The organism is Sphingobacterium anhuiense (assembly GCF_042686355.1).
Taxonomy (GTDB): Bacteria; Bacteroidota; Bacteroidia; order Sphingobacteriales; family Sphingobacteriaceae; genus Sphingobacterium; species Sphingobacterium anhuiense.
This window is the reverse complement of the sequence record NZ_JBHUPE010000003.1, coordinates 254,115-273,968: the sequence shown is the minus strand read 5'-3', so window position 1 is coordinate 273,968 and position 19,854 is coordinate 254,115. Positions and strand designations below refer to the sequence as shown.

The following is a 19,854-nucleotide window of genomic DNA, read 5'->3' as shown; positions in this document are numbered from 1 at the left end:
TTTAATAAATAATTATAATAACAAGTTTAAAAGCTGAATCAGGGTTTTAAGGAAAAGTACACCAGTTGAAGCAACAAAATTAAGATGATAAAGAACTATTTAAGAATAACCTTTCGTAGCCTTTGGAAAATCAAAGGGTATTCGGCCATTAATATTCTTGGACTCACTGTAGGTCTAACTAGTTTCTTGATGATCTTATTATACCTCAACTATGAACTTAATTATGACCGTTGGGACCCGGAACTTGAAAAGGTATATAAAGTATCGCTTCGTGACGCCGAGAATGATATTTCTCCCAATACACAGGCACCTTTAGCGAATTTATTGCGTGAAAATGGTTCTCAAATCGAATCTAGCACTAAAATTTCAACAGATGCTACTTTTGAAGTACCTCTTTCTGTAGGAGAAAAAACATTTTCACAAAGTGGTACCATATCTGCAGACTCACTCTTTTTCTCAGTCTTTCCTTATAAGATTGTAGCAGGAGATGCATTAAATCCTCTACAGAAACCAAATGCCATGGTCATTAGTGAATCAATGTCTAATAAACTATTCGGAAATGAAAACCCAATAGGAAAGACTATAAAAACATTCAATTCTTTTGATTTCGAGGTGACTGCAATTATGGAAAATCCAGAAGGGCCGACTCATCTGAATATTGAAATCGTATACCGTTCACCATTTGAAAAACAAAACTATCATTGGGAAAATTGGTCCTTCCATACGTATGTTAAAACCAAAAATATTCTAGCTGGAAATGATTTGGAGACAGCAATAGACCGTATTTATTATACGGAAAGACTTATGAAAGAAACAGGCAAGACGTATGATCAGTATGTCAAATCTGCCAATCACACAAGTCTTTTTGTCGACGCCGTACATGATATCCATAATTTTCCTAAGTATGGAACTAGCAATATCGGTACGATTTCAATCTTATTGGTTTTAGCCATATTATTACTCTTTACTGGAGCAATTAACTTCAGTAACCTTTCGATCGCATCTTCTTTGAGACGCGCGAAAGAGGTGGGCATTAAAAAAGTTCTTGGCTCTAGCCGTGCTAATTTATTTTGGCAATTTATGATTGAAATTACCCTGCAATGTACTATCGCATTATTCTTATCCTTCCTACTCATAAGTATAGCCATACCTTATTTTAATCAAGAATTCGGCGTCTCTTTAAATTTGTTTGGTCCAGGATCTTCTTGGTCATTAATTGCTCAGGTTGTAGGGTGCCTTATTATCGTCACACTGCTTTCTGGTCTTTATCCTGCTGTCTTCCTCTCCCGGTATAACACCACAAAAGTTCTTAAGGGTGATTACTCAAGAGGAAAACAGGGACTTGCTTTACGTAATGGATTAATTGTGGTACAGTTTGTAGTGGCGGCATTCTTCATTATTAGTATTGTAGTTGTTAATCGGCAATTAACTTATATGCAGAATTCTGACAAAGGATTCTCGAGTGAACAGGTGTTGCGTGTACAGACTTTGATGATGAAAAATAGGGAAGAAAATTTTGAGCAAGTCAAAACAGAACTACTCCGTATTCCCGGAATACAGTCCGTAGCGAAAACAACCAAGGTTCCTGGTGATGTTTTATCGGATACATCAACAATGAATTTTAAACATGAAGGGGCTTCCTATCGCTTGGGGTCGGTCAAAGTAAGTCAGGACTATTTTAAAACGCTCAACATTGATTTAATCGAAGGTAGGTCATTTAATGACAGTCATGCTGACCAGCATACAAGATCGGCTATTATCAATGAAGCTGCAGCTAAAAGGTTGGGTATACAACATGCTGGCGGAACATATATCAGCTACCCTGACTGCGATAGTATTCCAATTGAGGTGGTAGGAATAGTAAAAAACTTCAATGTGACGGGCTTTGAACAGGAAATACAACCGACTGTTTTCACTATAGGCAATGATGCTTGTGTTTTTCAATCAGGAGGTGCGATTTTGGTTAAACTTTCTGGCGGTGACATGGACAAAACGGTTGCAGTTATTGAGAAATTATGGAAAGATATTGAACCTGGTTTAGGAATTCGTCACTCTTTTTTAGATGAAAATTTTCAACAACTATTTGCGAGTCATCTGCGCTTAAAACGCATCGTCACCTTCTTTGGATTTACAGCCATTGCAATGGCCATTATCGGGCTATTCGCGCTAACCGCTTTTTTAATTGGACGTCGCACAAAAGAAATCAGTATCCGTAAGATTCTGGGAGCAGACCTAAGTGATTTGGGAATATTACTTGGTAAAGACTTTTTACGTCTAGTTGCCTTAGCTGTATTGATTGCGATCCCGCTTGGCTGGTGGGCTGCAAATGCTTGGTTGCAAGGCTTCGCTTATAAAATCTCTTTTAGTGTATGGCAATTTGTATTATCGGCAGCTGTCTTACTTATTGTCTCGGCCTGTACGATATGCATTCATATTGTAAAAGCATCCCGTTCAAATATCTCTGATAATCTAAGGAATGAGTAGTATATAAAAAATAATGCATTTACCGGTTTTAATAGTCCGTGTCATAAAAATAATATGTTAAAGAATTATATCAAAATCGCTTGGCGGAGTCTCTGGAAAAATCGCTTTTTCAGTATTCTGAATATATTTGGTCTAGCCATTAGCTTGTCCGTTGCTATATTATTGATAACTTATGGTCGCCAAGAATTAAGTTTTAATAAGCAATTTCAGAAGGAAGCCAATATATATCGTGTTTTATTGGAGTCCAACGGGGAAAATAATTATGAGAAATGGAGCAATCTTCCTAATGCGGTTGGCCCCGCAATGCAAGATGATATTCCTGAAGTTAAATCAACCGCCCGATTGGTAAGGCTAGATTTTACAGGATTTGGTTCTGTCCGTGCTAATGATAATAATTTCATCGAAAAAAATATTTATCTCACCGACTCCTCCTTGTTTAATTTATTTGATGTGGAATTTATAGAAGGAAATAGTATTACTGCCTTTTCAAATCCAAAAAATGTTGTCATTTCATCGAGTAAGAAAAACAAAATGTTTGGTACAGAACCCGCTTTAGATAAAAAAATAATCATCAATCAGCGAGATACTTTAAACATTTCGGGGGTGTTTCAGGATTTTCCGGAAAATAGTTCCTTTGAAGGCGACATTTTTTTGAATATGATGGATTCTTGGATGGGAAAAAATGTGCATTGGTCTAACGCAAGCTATTATACATTTTGCTTATTAAGCACTCATACTGATCCTGCTCAAATAGAAAAAAAAGCAACAGCCCTTATTGATAAGTATGTACCAAAGGACAATCAATATTTCACAAAATTTTACTTACAACCTTTATCCCAAGTTTATTTACGATCACAGGATTTACGCGATAATATGTCTACTCGAGAAGGAAATATAAAAACTGTTAAAACAGTATTTTTTCTTTCCTTTCTTATTATCATGATTGCGTGCATTAATTATATGAATCTTGCGACAGCTCGCTCGCAAAAAAATGCAAAAGAAGTAGGAATTAACAAAGTTTTAGGAGCACATCGCAACCAGATTAAATTTCGTTTTTACATTGAAACAGGTATTATTGCATTTTTGTCTATTACTGTTGGAATAATTTTGGCTCTTGTAGCACTTCCTACATTTAATCACATTATTGGCTCTGGTCTCGCTGTTCCTCATTTATTTACCCTAGAAAATATAGGCATCTGCCTGACTATATGGTTAATTATAACGCTTATAGGGGGCAGTTATCCTGCTTTTATGATGGCCAATATTCCGAGCCTTTCCCTTATGAAAAATATCATCACACAAGGTAAGATTGCTCAATACCTGCGTAAGGGTTTGGTTATATTTCAATTCACTTGCTCTATTATATTGATTATTGGCGTTATCATTATTTCGCTACAGATGAGACATATCTCTAAAAAAGATCTTGGTTATCAACCAACTAACGTTGTTACGATTCCAATACGCTCCGTACCTTCTCTGGATAATTTGAAGAATATTAAAGAATCTATTCAAAAGCTAACAGGCACTGTCAGTATCGCTACTTTACAAACATTCCCTGGTTTTAGTGAAAGTGGAAAAACAATGCATAAACCAGGTGATACAAATGAAGGTCTACCAATCAATACTTCAAGTAGTCTTGGAGCTGTAGTTCCCACACTAGGACTACAGCTGATTGCAGGAAAGGATCTGCCGGGAGTATTAGCTCCTACAGATTCTACCTGTTATATTTTGATTAATGAAGTAGTTGCGGCCTATTTAGGCTATGAAAATCCAAGCGATGCTGTAGGACAAAATATTCCAACTGAAATAACTCCAAATACGACTATAGTAGGAGTCGTTCGAAATTTTAACTTTCACAGTTTAAAAGAATCCATTGGTGGGTATATGTATTACCGTATGCGCAACCCCAATGAAAGTTATCGTTATTTACTTGTTCGCTATGATACACAAAACGTCTCTTCCTATATTACCCAAATCCAACAATTATTTACACAACAGGTTCCTGAGGCAGCATTTGATTATCAATTTTTAGATGAACACATCAAGAAATATTACACAGCCGAGAACCGAACAAATAATATCATTTCAACATTTTCCATTTTAACGATTTTTATTGCTTGTCTGGGTTTATTTGGTTTAGCGGCATTTACCGCTCAGCAGCGAAAAAAAGAAATTGGAGTACGTAAAATACTTGGCTCAAGCACTTTTAAAATCGTTCAATTGCTTTCCGGTCACTTTCTCAGTTTGATTATACTGTCATTATTTATTGCTATACCTGTAGCTTGGTGGTTATTTTCTCATTGGCTTCAAGATTTCAATGATAGAATTGCATTCCCATTATGGTCATTCGCGATTGCCGGCCTATTTGCTCTCATAATCGCGTTTATAACCGTAGGTTATCAAGCGCTAAAAGCAGCTTTAATAAATCCTGTTGAAAGTTTGCGAGATGAGTAAACCGATTTTAATTCAATGCTAAAAAACACTATTGATTCTGTCAGTAAAATCAATAATAAACCTTAAGATAATGAACAATTTTAAATTAATATTTAGACAATTATGGCGCAACCGCCTCTTCACTTTACTTAATATTGTAGGGTTATCCATCGGTATCAGTGCCTGTTGGGTGATATTCCGTATTGTCAATTATGAATTTAGTTTTGACCAAAAACATCCTGATAAGGAATTGATCTATAAAGTCCACACGAGCTATCTCGAAAATAACAAAACAGATCATTTTGATGCTATTCCTGCACCATTACCCGCCTTTGTAAAAGAAAACTTTGCTGATGTAGCATTATCTGTTCCTGTGTTCAGTGAATATTTTGAAAAGGTCAGTTTACCGAATAATAAGGCATTAGTTTTCGAAGATCAAAAGGAAATTATTGGAACTACACCAGATTATTTCAAACTCACTGATTATCGCTGGTTGCAGGGAAATAAAGATATCGTATTTAAGAACCCTAATGAAGTGGTTTTGACGGCATCAAGAGCAAAATTGTATTTCCCTAAGAACGCCTTTGCAGATATTATTGGCAAAACCCTATCCTACGACAGTACTTTATTTACAGTTGCTGGAATCGTAGAGGACCTAACCTACCCGAGTAGTTTTATCGGTAAAGAATTTATGCAGATCCCGGCAAAAGATTGGACAAGTACAACTTGGACGAATTCGAATTCAAATTGGCAAATGTTCATTAAGGTAAAATCAGCAAATGTTATCGCTCCGATTTTAAAATCGGTTGATGCTAAAATCCATGAGATGACCAATGAGGAGTTTAAAAAATATGGCTTTAGTATGTCATCAAATTTGATTCCTCTCTCCGAATTACATTTCACAGCCTTTGCACAAAAAAGTAGCGACAAAAAAACAATGTATGGTGTTATCGGTATAGGTGTGTTTTTATTGGTGCTTGCTTGCATAAACTATATTAATCTGACAACAGCACAAGTTCCGCATAGAGCAAAAGAGATCGGTATAAGAAAAACACTAGGAGAAAGTCAAAAAAGAATAACGTTTATATTTTTTCTTGAAACATTTATCATTTCTTTATTTGCACTGCTCTTATCCTGGCCAATCGTTCAGCTTATCCAAGTAAGTTTAAGTTCTTATATACCTAAAGAGATGTATGGATATGCTGATGATCTTACTGTATTATTATTTATGGGCGGTCTCACGATTGTTATCACGCTTTTAGCAAGCTGGTATCCTGCCTTATTGATCAATAAAGTCAAAATATCCGAGGTCATTAAAATTACTGGAGGTGGTAAAGTAAAAATGGGGGGCTTATCGCTACGAAAAATTCTGATTGTATTTCAATTTGCGATCGCTCAGATATTTGTTGTCTCCACCTTTATAATAGGAATGCAGCTTAAACATTCTTTAAACAGCAAACTTGGTTTTACCCAAGAGGCTATCATTTCGATACAGCTTCCGTCCAAAAGTTATCAGAACTCGGATACAGACCCTTTTACCTTTAAACAAGAATTGAAAGGTTTATCTGCGATCAAACAGGTTGCTTTGGGACATCTTCCGATGAGCGGTGATCATTGGGGCAATTCAATCGTTGCAAAAAGTGATACCGGCGAAGTGAGAATTGATCATCAGTTTAAATTTATTGATGAAGATTATTTTCGCCTATATAATATCCATATACTAGCTGGCCGTGAGATTAAACTTTCAGATACAACTTCAGGTATTGCCCTAAACTTAGTGGCTATTGAAAAACTCGGTTTCAAATCGCCTTCTGCAGCTATTGGAAATTTTGTAAAAATCGATGATCAGGATAAGCAGATTGTTGCAGTGATTGATAATTTCCATAGTAAAAATATGCACAGTGAGATTGGTCCTTTAGAGCTCAGACCCTCCATCAAAAAAGGACAACTAAATACGATCAGCATCCAATTACCCGATAATCAAAAAACATGGTCTTCTTCTTTACAACAGATTGAAAAAGCATGGAAAAAACACTATCCCAATGCACCATTTAAGTATGAATTCTACGATCAACAGATAAAAAATCTATACGAAAACGATGTAAAGTTTTCAAAAATAATCAATTTATCTACCTCTGTTACTATTTTATTAAGTTGTTTGGGACTGATTGGATTGGTTACCATCACAACGGCTCAACGAACAAAAGAAATTGGCATCCGTAAAGTGCTAGGAAGCAAAATTTCGGGTATAGTAGGCTTACTGTCCAAAGAATATTTAAAATTGATTTTCATTTCTATTTTAATTGCTTCTCCGATCGCGTGGTGGGCTATGCATCAATGGTTAAATGATTTTGCTTACAAAATTACGCTCAGCTGGTGGATGTTTACTATTCCTGCAGTGATTACTTTACTTGTAGCATTTATCACCATGAGCTATCAATCTGTCAGAGCAGCAAGCGTTAATCCAGTTGACAGTTTACGCGACGAATAGTGACAAAGTTTAAGCACCCAGGTAACATCTTAAATAATTACAGCCATGATCAAGAGCTACATCAAAATTGCAATAAGAAACTTAAAGCGAAATATTTCTATTTCATTAATCAATGTATGTGGATTAGCTTTAGGCATTGCGACCTGCTTACTCATCAGTCTGTATATCACAGATGAACTTAGCTTTGATCGTTTTAATAAACAGTCTGACCGCATCGTACGCGTAGTTTTTAAAGGAAAAGTAAAGGGTGGTGATATCAAGGAAGCTCATGTAATGCCTCCTGTTGCTTCAACGATGAAAGCTGAATTATCGGATGTCGAAGAAACGGCTCGCTTACGAATGGGAGGAGTTCCGCTATTTCAAATAGGCAACCAGGTTTTTCACGATGCCAATTTAGCATATGTTGATGCATCTTTCTTCAAGATATTCACATTACCTCTATTGAAAGGTGATCCTTTAACCGCATTAGCAGAGCCAAATACTGCCATTATATCTGAAACAATGGCTAACAAGTATTTCAATACGAGTGATGTGATTGGAAAAGAACTACCAATAAAGGGAAATGGGACAATTCTTAAAATAACGGGTGTAATGAAAAATATACCCGAAAACTCTCATTTTAATTTTGATATTTTCACTTCCATCGATGCGCTTGAAGATGCACGATCTACTTCCTGGATGACTTCGGAATATTACACCTATGCACTATTAAAAAAAGATGTAACAGTTAAACAGGTGGAGACTAAACTTGCAACCTTATTTGACAAACATGTGGGACCTCAGTTTATGGCAGGTTTCGGAATGAGCTATGAGGACTATAAAAAAACCGGGAATAAGATCGGACTTTATCTACAGCCCTTAACCGATATCCATCTACACTCTGACTTTGTTTATGATCTGAGTCCTTCTGGAAATATTAGATACCTTTATATTTTTGGAGTCATCGGCATCTTTATGCTCCTGATTGCTACGATCAATTTTATGAACCTATCGACTGCCAGTGGGTCTAAAAGATTTAAAGAAGTTGGCGTAAGAAAAGTATTAGGAGCTGGGAAACAAAAATTGCTGATACAGTTTTTTACAGAAGGTATCCTTACAACTTACATTGCTTTACTATTGGCTATCGGTATTGTATTCCTTGCGCTTCCTTTGTTCAACCACTTTTCTGGAAAATCATTAGAAATCGGACAGCTATCCTTCATCACAACAATTCCTTTATTACTTGGTTTTGGTTTACTTATTGGCTTATTCTCCAGTAGCTACCCTGCTCTTTACTTATCATCATTTAATCCTATAATGATCTTAAGAAATAGGTTCAATGTTTCTGGAAATAGCCTGGGATTAAGAAGTGGTCTTGTAATATTTCAATTTATCGTTTCAGTCGGATTGATATTTAGCACTGTGGTGGTAAGTCGTCAGCTGGATTACATGCGTCATATCAAACTTGGTTATGACAAGGAAAATGTTGTCATTATTCAAAGCTGGCCTCTAGGGGTTAACGAAAAAGCTTTCGCTGAACGCCTAACTCAGGATAGCCGTGTACTAAATGTTTCACACTCGTCTTATCTACCTGCCGGAGCTACCTACAATAACAATTTTTTTATCTATCCAAAAGAGATTCCTAACCAATGGGTAAAAACTCTCCGTTATGATGTTGACGAGCAATACATTCCTACCATGGGTATGAAGTTGAAAGAAGGGCGCAATTTTTCAACAACCTACGGCAACGATAGCCTATCGGTTGTGATCAATGAAACTGCAGCCAAAAATTTAGGTTGGAAAGACAATATCATTGGTCGAACATTAACCGATAAGGATAATAAAGTATTGCAGGTGATCGGTGTTGTTGAAGATTTTCATTTTAAACCGCTGCATGAAACTATTGCTCCTTTGGTTATGGTATTGAATGATCAGGCAGGAAATCTGATTATCAAAACTAAAGCAACAGACATGGAAAAATTACTGGCAACAATAAAACAGTATTACCATGCATACCCTTCGGATCTTCCCTTTGATTATTCTTTTCTTGATGATCGTTATAATCAGACCTATCAATCTGAACTTAAGACCGGACAATTACTAACTATCTTTGCGTCACTGACCATTTTTGTTGCCTGCCTTGGATTATTGGGATTGGCGATTTTCACCACGCATCAACGTAAAAAAGAAATTGGAATCCGAAAAGTAATCGGTGCTTCTGTGCCTGATATTGCGCGTATGCTATCCTTTGAATTTATTCGATTAGTGGTCATTGCCATCATTATTGCCTCACCTATTGCCTGGTGGATGATGCACATGTGGCTGGAAGATTTTGCTTATCGCATCGACATTCAATGGTGGATGTTTGCTATTACAGGACTTTTAGCTGTCGTCATTGCGCTATTTACAGTCAGTTCACAAGCTATACGGGCAGCAGTTGCCAATCCTGTTAATAGTTTAAAAGATGAATAATAATATTCATAAATATCAAAAGCTCACAAAATAGCTCATCTAAATTTTAGAAAAATGTTTAAGAACTATATAAAAATCGCTTGGAGAAACCTTTGGAAAAACAGGGGTTATTCTTCCATCAACATCGTTGGGTTAGCCATAGGGTTAGCTTGCTGTTTATTAATCGTCTTATATATTCATGATGAATTATCTTATGATAAATACCATGTAAATAAAGACCGGATTTACCGTGTTATCAATTCTTTTGAAGAAAATGAAAAACTGATACGACACGATGTATGGGGTGTTGCGCCTATAGGTCCAGCTTTAAAAGCTGATTTTCCAGAAGTCAAGAATGTGGTTCAATTTTCAGGAGTTACGTCCATTTCTTTAAAGAATAATGAGAAGGTTTTTCAGGAAGAACGTGTTTTTTTCATGGACTCAACTGCATTTGATGTTTTTAGCTGGAAAGTACTGGCTGGTAATCCAACAACTGCTTTGACAGCACCCTATACTGCTGTTTTAACTGCAAGTACAGCCAAAAAATATTTTGGAAATGAAAATCCGATTGGCAAAACATTAGAAGGCGGTCTTGCAGCAGGACGGGCTGACCCGGGACTATACAAAGTAACTGCCGTTATTGAAGATGTACCTACCAACTCGCATTTTACTTTCGATGCTTTGTTGTCGATGAGCACCTTCAGAAAAGCTTTGCCAGATTATTTTGACAGTTGGGGCTACGTTGATTTTTACACCTACGTGCTGGTCTCTGATCAATTTAATCTATCTAATTTCAATAAAAAAATTCCTCAATTTCTCAAAAAGTATAGTGCTTCTTCAGAGGGTAAATATAATTTCAATCTTGAACCAATGCTAGATGCCTATATGCATTCGACTGCAGGTAGACAGCCTGGTGTAACAGGAAGCGTACAGAATCTGTACATATTTGCCATTATAGGTCTATTTATCCTTTTTATAGCTTGTGTAAATTTCATGAATTTAGCTACATCTCGTTCCATGGAGAGAGCGAAAGAAGTAGGTGTGCGAAAAGCGATTGGAGCCAGTCATCGTAACCTGATCCTACAGTTTATGTTCGAATCGCTCGCTTTAGTTTTTATCGCGGCACTGCTGGCTTTGCTATTAGTCATCATTCTTCTTCCTTCCATGGAGGCCTTTGCAGGGAAACATTTTGCATGGAGCAGTCTATTCAATTTGACAACATTCAGTATCTTTCTAGGTATCGTGACCATAACCGGAATTATTGCGGCCAGCTATCCTGCTTTTATTTTAGCACGTTTTAAACCTGTTGAAGTTTTAAAGGGAACATTTAAAACTGCTGCTGGTGGTCAATTTTTAAGAAAGGGATTAGTGATCTTTCAGTTCGGTTTATCCATTGTACTTATTGCAGGAACGTGTATTGTCTTTTCACAATTGCATCACCTGCAACATACGAATCTTGGTTTTCAACAAGATCAGATGCTGGTTATCGATTATAATTTTGATAATGAGATCAACAAGAATTTGGAATCGATTAAAAATACGTTCAAAAGAGACAAGGACGTCATTGCTGTATCCTCATCACGCAGTGTTCCCGGCGCATTTTTCCCTAATGCAGGTACAGAAATAGAATCTACCGAAGGAAAAATGGTGCCACTGGCTCCCGCTCTCTTTGAGGTTGATATTGATTTTATCCCGAATATGGGTATTAAAATGGTTGCAGGAAGAGCGTATTCCCGAGATTTTCCTGCCGACAGTGCGCACTCCATGATTATCAATGAAGCTGCAGCTAAACTTTGGGGCTATAGCAATCCACAGGATATTATTGGAAAACGTTTTGCACAATGGGGTAAAGAGGGACAGGTTATTGGTGTCGTAAAAGACTTCAACTATTTATCGTTACATAATAAAGTGGAAGCACTTGCCTTACGCTTAGAACCGTGGAGCAGCAAATTTATAACGATTAAATTGCAACAGGCTAATCTTCCTGAAACTATTGCCCGCATCGAAAAAACTTGGACAGGCCTCGCTCCTCATATTCCATTTAATTATACATTTTTAGATCAGAGTTTTCAACGTCAATATGAAGCGGATTATCGTTTCCAAAGAATTTTCACTACTTTTTCAGGATTTGCCCTTTTTATTGCCTGCTTAGGGCTCTTGGGACTTGTGACTTACACCGCACAACAACGCACCAAAGAAATTGGCATCCGTAAGGTCCTCGGATCTAGTGTTTTTGGAATTATACAATTATTATCTTTTGACTTTATCAAGCTGGTTATTATAGCCATGTGTATTGCCATACCGTTAGCTTATTGGGCAATGGGTAAGTGGCTCAATAATTTTGCGTATCACATTGATATGCAATGGTGGATGTTTGGTATAGCGGGACTGAGTGCGCTGTTCATTGCTTTAGCAACTGTCGGTTATCAAGCTTTAAAAGCTGCAAAGGCAAATCCTGTTGATAGTTTAAGAGATCAGTAATTTAGTATACCTGTACGTTTGCGAACGCCAACTGTTCGGAAACGTACACTTATGCGAGCATACAAAATAACCTAAACACCTATATATAAGACTATTAAAATAATGGCTTAGGGATTGGACTTTAAAATTAGAAAAGGAACAAAATATAATCAAGCAAAACCTTTATGATTTTTAAATATATTAAAACTGCCTGGCGTAATCTAAAAAAAAGCAAGTTTTACACCGCAATCAATATTTTAGGACTTTCGATCAGTATTGCTACAGCAATCTTGATCTTATTATGGGTACAGGACGAAATCAGTTTTGATCGTTTCCATAAAGATTATAAACAGATATATAATGTACATAACATCTGGAAAGATGGAGATAAGGAACAAATTTCCAATAGTACACCTGGTCCGGTCGGATTTTATGCAAAAGATGTTCCTGCCATTGAATCTTCGGTTAGGTTAGTAGGAGAAGATTCAGGAGTCATTAGCTTAAAGGGGCAAAAAGATGTCTACACTGGACTAGCTATAGCCTATGCTGACAGTACATTTTTCAAATTCTTTTCCTTTCCACTACTTCAATCCAGTAAGCCTAATATTCTGACTTCTCTAGATGAAGTGACGATTAGCGAAACGCTGAATAAAAAACTTTTTAATGGTCAGGATGCAATTGGAAAAACACTACTATTGGGGAAAACTCCTTTCCTAGTGACAGGTATATTTCAAGATATGCCACAAAATTCATCTTTAAAATACGATATTATCTTTCCAATGAGCTTCCTTGCAAAATCATTTACTGAAAATGGAGGAAATGGCGTCTGGAAAACAATTGATGAGGATCTGGGTAATTATTATTTTGACACCTACATAAAATTACGTTCCGAATCAAACCCTGATCAGGCAATTGCTCAAATTAATAACAGCTTCATCAAGGCTCGTAATGGAAATACAAAAACTACTTTTAAACTTGGATCACTAGCTGATAAACATTTAATTGCTCCTGATGGAAATAAATCGGCCTTGCGTATGGTGCAGATATTTGGTGCAGTAGCTTTACTCCTACTTTTTATTGGAGCTATCAACTATGTTAATCTTGCTACAGCTCGGGCTATGGATCGCGCTAAGGAGGTAAGCATCCGAAAAATTGTAGGCGCTAGCCGCAAGCAACTGTTTTTTCAGTTTATGGCCGAAACCTTCCTAACATTTACCTTAGCAACTTTTGCTGCAGGTATCTGGGTGATGCTATCATTCTCCGCATATAACAGTATTTCGGGTAAATCAATGGTATTTGACCTGCAAAATCCAGCGTTGTGGCTTTTAATTGGATCTGCATTGTTACTGACTGTTTTATTGTCCAGTATATATCCTTCCATACAACTGTCATCTTTTAAGCCAATTGCGGCACTGAAAGGCAAATCATCCAAACCCACAAATAGTATCTTCCGAAAAGGCCTGGTTGTATTTCAATATGCGACATCCATCATTCTAATTATCTGCACTCTAGTTATTCAAAAACAGATGAAATACATCCGTAATTATAACTTAGGATATGATACCTCGTATATTTTTACGGTCTCACTTAATGAAGGCTCTATAGAAAATAAATCTACAGTAGAAACTAAATTGGCAGAAGATCCCGCTATCACTGCATACTCCATCAATGGTGTTTATGATCCTATGAGCTATGGTAATTCTACTGGGGATATCGATTGGCCAAATCGTCCAAAAGATTACACACTCATTGTTGGACGCGCTACGATTGATAAAAATTTTATTCCTTTAATGGGTATGAAATTCGTAGAGGGCGGTAACATCAAAGGTACTCCAGCAGACTCTTCAAGTTATATCATCAATGAAACCATGGCCAAACAAATGGGACTGAAAAAACCATATGTTGGCGCGCAAATGTCATTGCATGAAGTCCCCGGAACGGTGGTTGGTGTCATCAAGGATTTTAACTTCAATAATCTTAAAAAACCGATTGGTCCAATGGTGTTTTGGACACATCGCTTCTCTGGCACCTTATATGTTAAAACGACTGCTTCAAATGCTCAAAAAGCAATTGAGAAAGTAAAAACGATTTACAATAGCTATCCTTCGGAAAGGCCATTCGAATACACATTTTTGGATAGTAAAATTGATAAGATGTATAAATCGGACTTACGTACAGGATTGCTTTTCAACATCTTTGCTTCGATCGCTATTTTCGTTTCTTCACTTGGTCTCTTAGCTTTGGCCACCAATGCGGCACAAACTAAAGTAAAAGAAATCGGAATCCGCAAAGTCTTAGGTGCTAGCATACCACAAATTGTTCAGTTATTAGGAAAAGAGTTTGTGAGCTTACTCATCATCGCTATTTTAATTGCAAGTCCCCTTGCCTGGTATTTTGCAAATGAATGGCTGGCTAATTTCAGTTTTAAAACAGAATTGAATGTTTGGATATTTTTAATCGGCGCAAGTATAGCGCTATTAATTGCAGGATTGACCATCAGTTATCAAGCCATTCGAGCTGCAAAAGTAAATGTGATCAATAGCCTACGAGATGAATAATTAACAAATGTGTTATTAAGTTAAGTATTAAGTGTGAAAAATGAAAGTCGTCGATTTGTAAAATCGATGGCTTTCTATATTAACGAAAACCAATTAAATCTAACCGCTGACAATCACCTCAATCATGATAAAGAATTATATAAAAATCGCATGGCGAAGTATTTTCGCTAATAAATTCTATACAGGCATTAATATTTTAGGATTGTCGGCTGGATTAGTCGTAGGGATATTCCTCTTACTTTGGATTCAGGATGAGCTGTCTTTTGACAGATTTCATGACAATGAGCGTCAGATCTATAAAATTGGTATTGAGGGCGGAACTGGAATAACTAAAAAAATATTTGAGAATATCATTGCTCCTGTTGGTACTTTTGCAAAAAAAGAGATTCCGGAAGTAAAAGACGCCGTACGTATCCTCAAAATAGGAGATGGTCCCATCAAATATAAAGAGAAAATATTTATCGAAAAAAGCTTTGCTTTTGTAGATCCGAGCTATTTTTCTGTATTTAATTTTCCTTTGGTTCAAGGCAATCAAAAGTTGCCTTTTCCCGACAACAATTCTATTATCATCACAGCAACTACTGCCCAGCGTTATTTTGGAAATGAAGACCCCATTGGTAAAACTGTGACCATAGGTGTAGATGAACTTTGTGTGGTATCGGGTGTTATCGCAGACTATCCCGAAAATTCAAGTTTACAATTGCAGGTACTTCTTCCCCTTTCTAGGTTTAATGAGCAGGCGTACGTAAAAAATAAAACCACTTATGACAACAAAACATATTTGTCATCCATGGATATGGATTGGTCCAGTTTTTCATTTGAAACTTATCTACTGCTAACTCCCCAAGCGAACCTCACTGCTTTAACCAAAAAGTTACAACAGATACATGAACGCAATAAACCAGAAGATACACCTGTACCTTACGTAGCACAGCCCTTATCTAAAATTCATTTATACCACATGGATGGTAGTGATGGAGGAATCGGCGCTGTACATATTTTTATGGGAGTTGCACTGATGATTATAGCAATAGCGAGTATTAATTATATTAATCTTTCAACTGCACGTTCTTTAAATCGGGCCAAAGAGGTCGGAATTCGAAAAATTATTGGAGCTGGCAAAAAGGAACTTTTCTTACAGTTTATCATAGAAACTACATTATTGTTTCTTTTTGCAGTAACCATTGCGATAACGGTCGTTTTTATTTTTCTCCCTTCTTTTAATAACTTCTCTGGTAAACAAATAACATTGGATCTCGCCAGTATTAATTTATGGGTCTACATTTTCATCTTACTGATTGGAACACTTCTCTTAGTGAGCATCTATCCAGCATTACTGCTATCAACTTTTGATCCTATCAAAGTCCTAAAAGGTAATCTGGGAATGAAAAAATCTAGTTCGAGAAAAGTATTGGTTGTATTGCAGTTTACGGTTTCTATTGTTTTGATAACCATGACAATTGTCATTGGTCGTCAATTAGAGTTTATCCGCGACAAAAATCTTGGCTACGAAAAAAGCCATATTTTCGCGGTTCCTATGGGATCAAAAATGGGCGAACATTTTGATGCCATCAGAAATGAACTGATAAAAAGCGAAGGAATAAATGATGTAATACGACTGGGGCGTGATATGATACACGGCGGTGATGCTACCGGAGATAACGATTGGGAAGGAAAACCTGCAAAGTCAAATCTTTGGTTTAATATCACGCATTCAGATCAGCATACGCTCGATTTCTTTAAGATAAAACTAATAGAAGGACGAAACTTTACGGGCTCATTAGCGGACTCTACGCATTTTATCCTAAATGAAACGGCTGTTAGAGAGATGGGGTTAAAAAATCCTATTGGCACCCGTTTGAGAATCCGAACTGTACCTGGAACTATTATTGGTGTCGTGAAAGATTTTAACTACGCTAGTGTTCGTCAGAAGATTGAACCTATTGTTTTTAAGTTTAATCCAAAAAATTCTCGGCAGCTTTATATAAAAACGAATGAAAATAAAACTGTTGATGCTATAGGCGCTATGGAAAAAATTTGGAAGCAATACTATAATGACATGCCTTTCACTTATAATTTCCTGGATGAAAGCTATCAAAAACTATATACGAGTGAACAAAAACAGGGTACCATATTTAACTTCTTTGCAGTCATAACCATCTTAATATCTTGTTTAGGTCTTCTAGGTTTATGTACTTACACCGCGCAAGTAAAAACAAAGGAAATTGGGATTAGAAAGGTGCTAGGTGCGACGGTTTTCCACATTATACAAATGCTGAATCGGGAGTTTTTCATCTTAGTCATTATTGCAAATGTTATTGCTATCCCTCTTGCTTTATATTTCGCAAATGACTGGCTTCAGGGGTTTGCCTTTAGAACTAATTTACCTATATCTATATTTTTATTTTCAGGTATTCTCACATTGCTCATTACGGCACTTACTGTTAGTTTTCAATCGATTAAGGCTGCAATTATCAATCCTGCAAATAGTTTAAGAGACGAATAGTTACGACCTTTTCATAAAAAAGAGATTGCTAAATAAAATAATGGATTAAAATTATGATAAAGCTATTTTTTAAAACTTTTTTACGCAATATAAAACGTAATCCATTAAGTGGAATTATCAATATAACCGGTCTAGCATTCGGATTTACTGTTGCATTACTGAGTATACTTTGGATCTGGAAACAATTCTCATTTGATAAGAACTTTAAGCATTACGAAAGTATCTATCAGGTGATGATTACGGGCACTTTCAATGATGAGGTATTAACAGATGCATCTACTCCTATTCCATTGGCAAAACTGATCGAATCTGATTATCATAATGAGGTTGAACAGGTCGCATTAGCAACTGCTTTAGAAAACACGAGTTTCAAAGTTGGAGATAAAAAACTCAGTGCCAAAGGCTTTTATACTTTAGGGAAATTTAGCGAAATTTTTAGTTTTGAACACATACAGGGAGAGATCTCAACTCCTACTAAAGCGAATACATTTATTATCTCCCAATCACTAGCTGAGCGTTTATTTGGTACTGAAAATGCGATCGGAAAAATTGTACAGTTGAACGGAAAAGAGCAGTACCAAGTACAAGGTGTATATGCAAATTTACCTAAAAACAGCACTTTTTATGGATTAGACTATATTCTACCTTTTACTTCATATTTACAAAAAAATGAGGGTGTGGCAGACAGATGGAATAATTGTTATTTTGATACTTATGTACAGGTTTACAACAGTGCCCTCATACCGTCTCTAGAAGCAAAATTGACAAAATTTTTCAAAACAAAGCTTACCGATATCAACCCAGAGATACTCTTGCATCCAATGGAAAAATGGCATCTATATGAGTCTTTTAAAAATGGGAAGAATAATGGTGGACAGATTCAATATGTCTGGATGTTCGCCTTAATAAGTCTCCTAATTCTTTCGTTAGCCTCTATCAACTTTATTAATCTCAGTACCGCAAGGAGTCTTAAAAGAGGTAAGGAAATTGGTATTCTTAAATCTATTGGTGTCAGTCGAAAACAACTTATTAAAAGTTTTTTAATGGAATCGATATGCGCTGTTGGCATTGCTTATCTGTTTTCATTAATATTTACACTACTCTTATTACCTTGGATCAATAGTCTTACACAAGCGCATCTCGAGCTTCCATGGAATAATGCTGCATTTTACTGTATATCCATAGCAAGTATCTTGCTACTGGGAATACTTGCAGGAATCTATCCTTCGTTGTTTCTTTCTTCATTCAATCCTATCCTTGCTCTCAAAGGAAAACTACAGGTTAACAAAAGTAGATTTCAACCACGTAAAATCATGGTGATCATACAGTTTGCTATTTCCATATTTATGATGATTGCAACCTATCTGGTTATACAGCAATTATACCATGTCAAAGATAGACCAATCGGTTATGACAGTCGTAATTTAGTGAATGTTTTGAGCGTTAGTCCAGAAATTAGCAAAAATTTTGAAGTCCTCAAGCGGGCTTTAGAAAGCGAAGGACTTATTCAGGATGCTACACTATCATCCAATTTTATTAATAGTCTGGGACTTTCAGGAGGAGGATTTATTTGGGAAGGTAACGATCGTATAGAGGGGTCGATAATGGGTATTTCTACTGTAGATGAAAATTTTGCTAATACTGTTCAATGGACTTTTCTAAAAGGTCGAAATTTTTCCAAAGATTTCAAGACTGATTCTTCTGGTGTTGTGGTGAATGCAGCCGCAGCTAAATTTATGGGATTGACCACACTCAATAGCAAACAGATTACTAAACGTGGCAAGACCTATAATATCCTTGGGGTGATCCAGAATACGATCTCAGAATCTCCTTTCAAATCAATCACACCAACGGTTTATTTTCTTGATTTCCTTCCTAAAAACAAAATTACACTTCGTTTAAAAGATGGCGAAAATCAAAGTCAAACACTAAAGAATATCGGTGAGAAATTTTCTGCTATAGATCCGAATCTGGTATTTGAATACACATTTACAGATCAAGATTATGGTAAGCAATTTAAGCAGATGGAAATGATTCGGAGTTTGACCAGTTTATTTACCGGTCTTGCAATATTGATTTCCTGTTTAGGACTTTATGCCCTTGTTTCATTCTTAACTGAACAACGAGAAAAAGAAATTGGTATCCGCAAAGTACTAGGGGCATCTGAACTCGGTTTATGGAAGTTACTTTCAACGGAATATATCTGGCTTACTTTTATCGGTTTTATGATAGCAGCACCACTCGCTTATCTTTTTATGGAAAAATGGTTAGAAAATTATGTTTACCGTATTACTATAAACTGGTCCATTTTTGCTGTCACGGGAGGTTTAGCGCTTTTCATTACGGTGATCACCGTAAGTTATCAGGCTATTAAAGTCGCTTTATCAAATCCTATTGATACACTACGGAATGAATAAGCACCCTCATAACATGTACGCTTACGAACGATAGGTGTTCGAAAGCGTACAGTTATACAAATCTTAAAAAACACA

General features: G+C 36.4%; 8 protein-coding genes. All 8 read left to right on the top strand.

What is annotated here, in order from left to right:
- Nucleotides 1-84: 84 nt before the first annotated feature.
- The 8 genes from ACFS6I_RS05535 (at nt 85) to ACFS6I_RS05500 (ending at nt 19,779) form a co-directional block, all read left to right on the top strand.
- Nucleotides 85-2,484: an ABC transporter permease gene (locus ACFS6I_RS05535; protein ID WP_380918708.1), complete on the top strand. Its 2,400-nt coding sequence runs from the start codon at nt 85-87 to the stop codon at nt 2,482-2,484.
- Between the two features lie 54 nt (nt 2,485-2,538).
- Entirely contained in the window at nt 2,539-4,938 is a 2,400-nt protein-coding gene (locus ACFS6I_RS05530; RefSeq protein WP_380918706.1) for an ABC transporter permease, read from the top strand.
- Nucleotides 4,939-5,008: 70 nt separating this feature from the next.
- The gene (locus ACFS6I_RS05525; RefSeq protein WP_380918704.1) at nt 5,009-7,408 is read left to right on the top strand and encodes an ABC transporter permease; all 2,400 of its coding nucleotides are present in this window, start codon (nt 5,009-5,011) and stop codon (nt 7,406-7,408) included.
- A 45-nt stretch (nt 7,409-7,453) separates the two neighbouring features.
- Nucleotides 7,454-9,859: an ABC transporter permease gene (locus ACFS6I_RS05520; RefSeq protein WP_380918702.1), complete on the top strand. Its 2,406-nt coding sequence runs from the start codon at nt 7,454-7,456 to the stop codon at nt 9,857-9,859.
- 54 nt (nt 9,860-9,913) lie between these two features.
- Nucleotides 9,914-12,319 carry an ABC transporter permease gene (locus ACFS6I_RS05515; protein WP_380918700.1) on the top strand — a complete coding sequence of 802 codons (2,406 nt, stop codon included), beginning with the start codon at nt 9,914-9,916 and terminating at the stop codon, nt 12,317-12,319.
- A gap of 164 nt (nt 12,320-12,483) precedes the next feature.
- Entirely contained in the window at nt 12,484-14,856 is a 2,373-nt protein-coding gene (locus ACFS6I_RS05510; RefSeq protein WP_380918698.1) for an ABC transporter permease, read from the top strand.
- Nucleotides 14,857-14,980: 124 nt separating this feature from the next.
- The gene (locus ACFS6I_RS05505; RefSeq protein WP_380918696.1) at nt 14,981-17,362 is read left to right on the top strand and encodes an ABC transporter permease; all 2,382 of its coding nucleotides are present in this window, start codon (nt 14,981-14,983) and stop codon (nt 17,360-17,362) included.
- Between the two features lie 53 nt (nt 17,363-17,415).
- Nucleotides 17,416-19,779 (top strand): ABC transporter permease, encoded by a 2,364-nt coding sequence (locus ACFS6I_RS05500; RefSeq protein ID WP_380918694.1) that lies wholly within the window; start codon nt 17,416-17,418, stop codon nt 19,777-19,779.
- Nucleotides 19,780-19,854 lie beyond the last annotated feature (75 nt).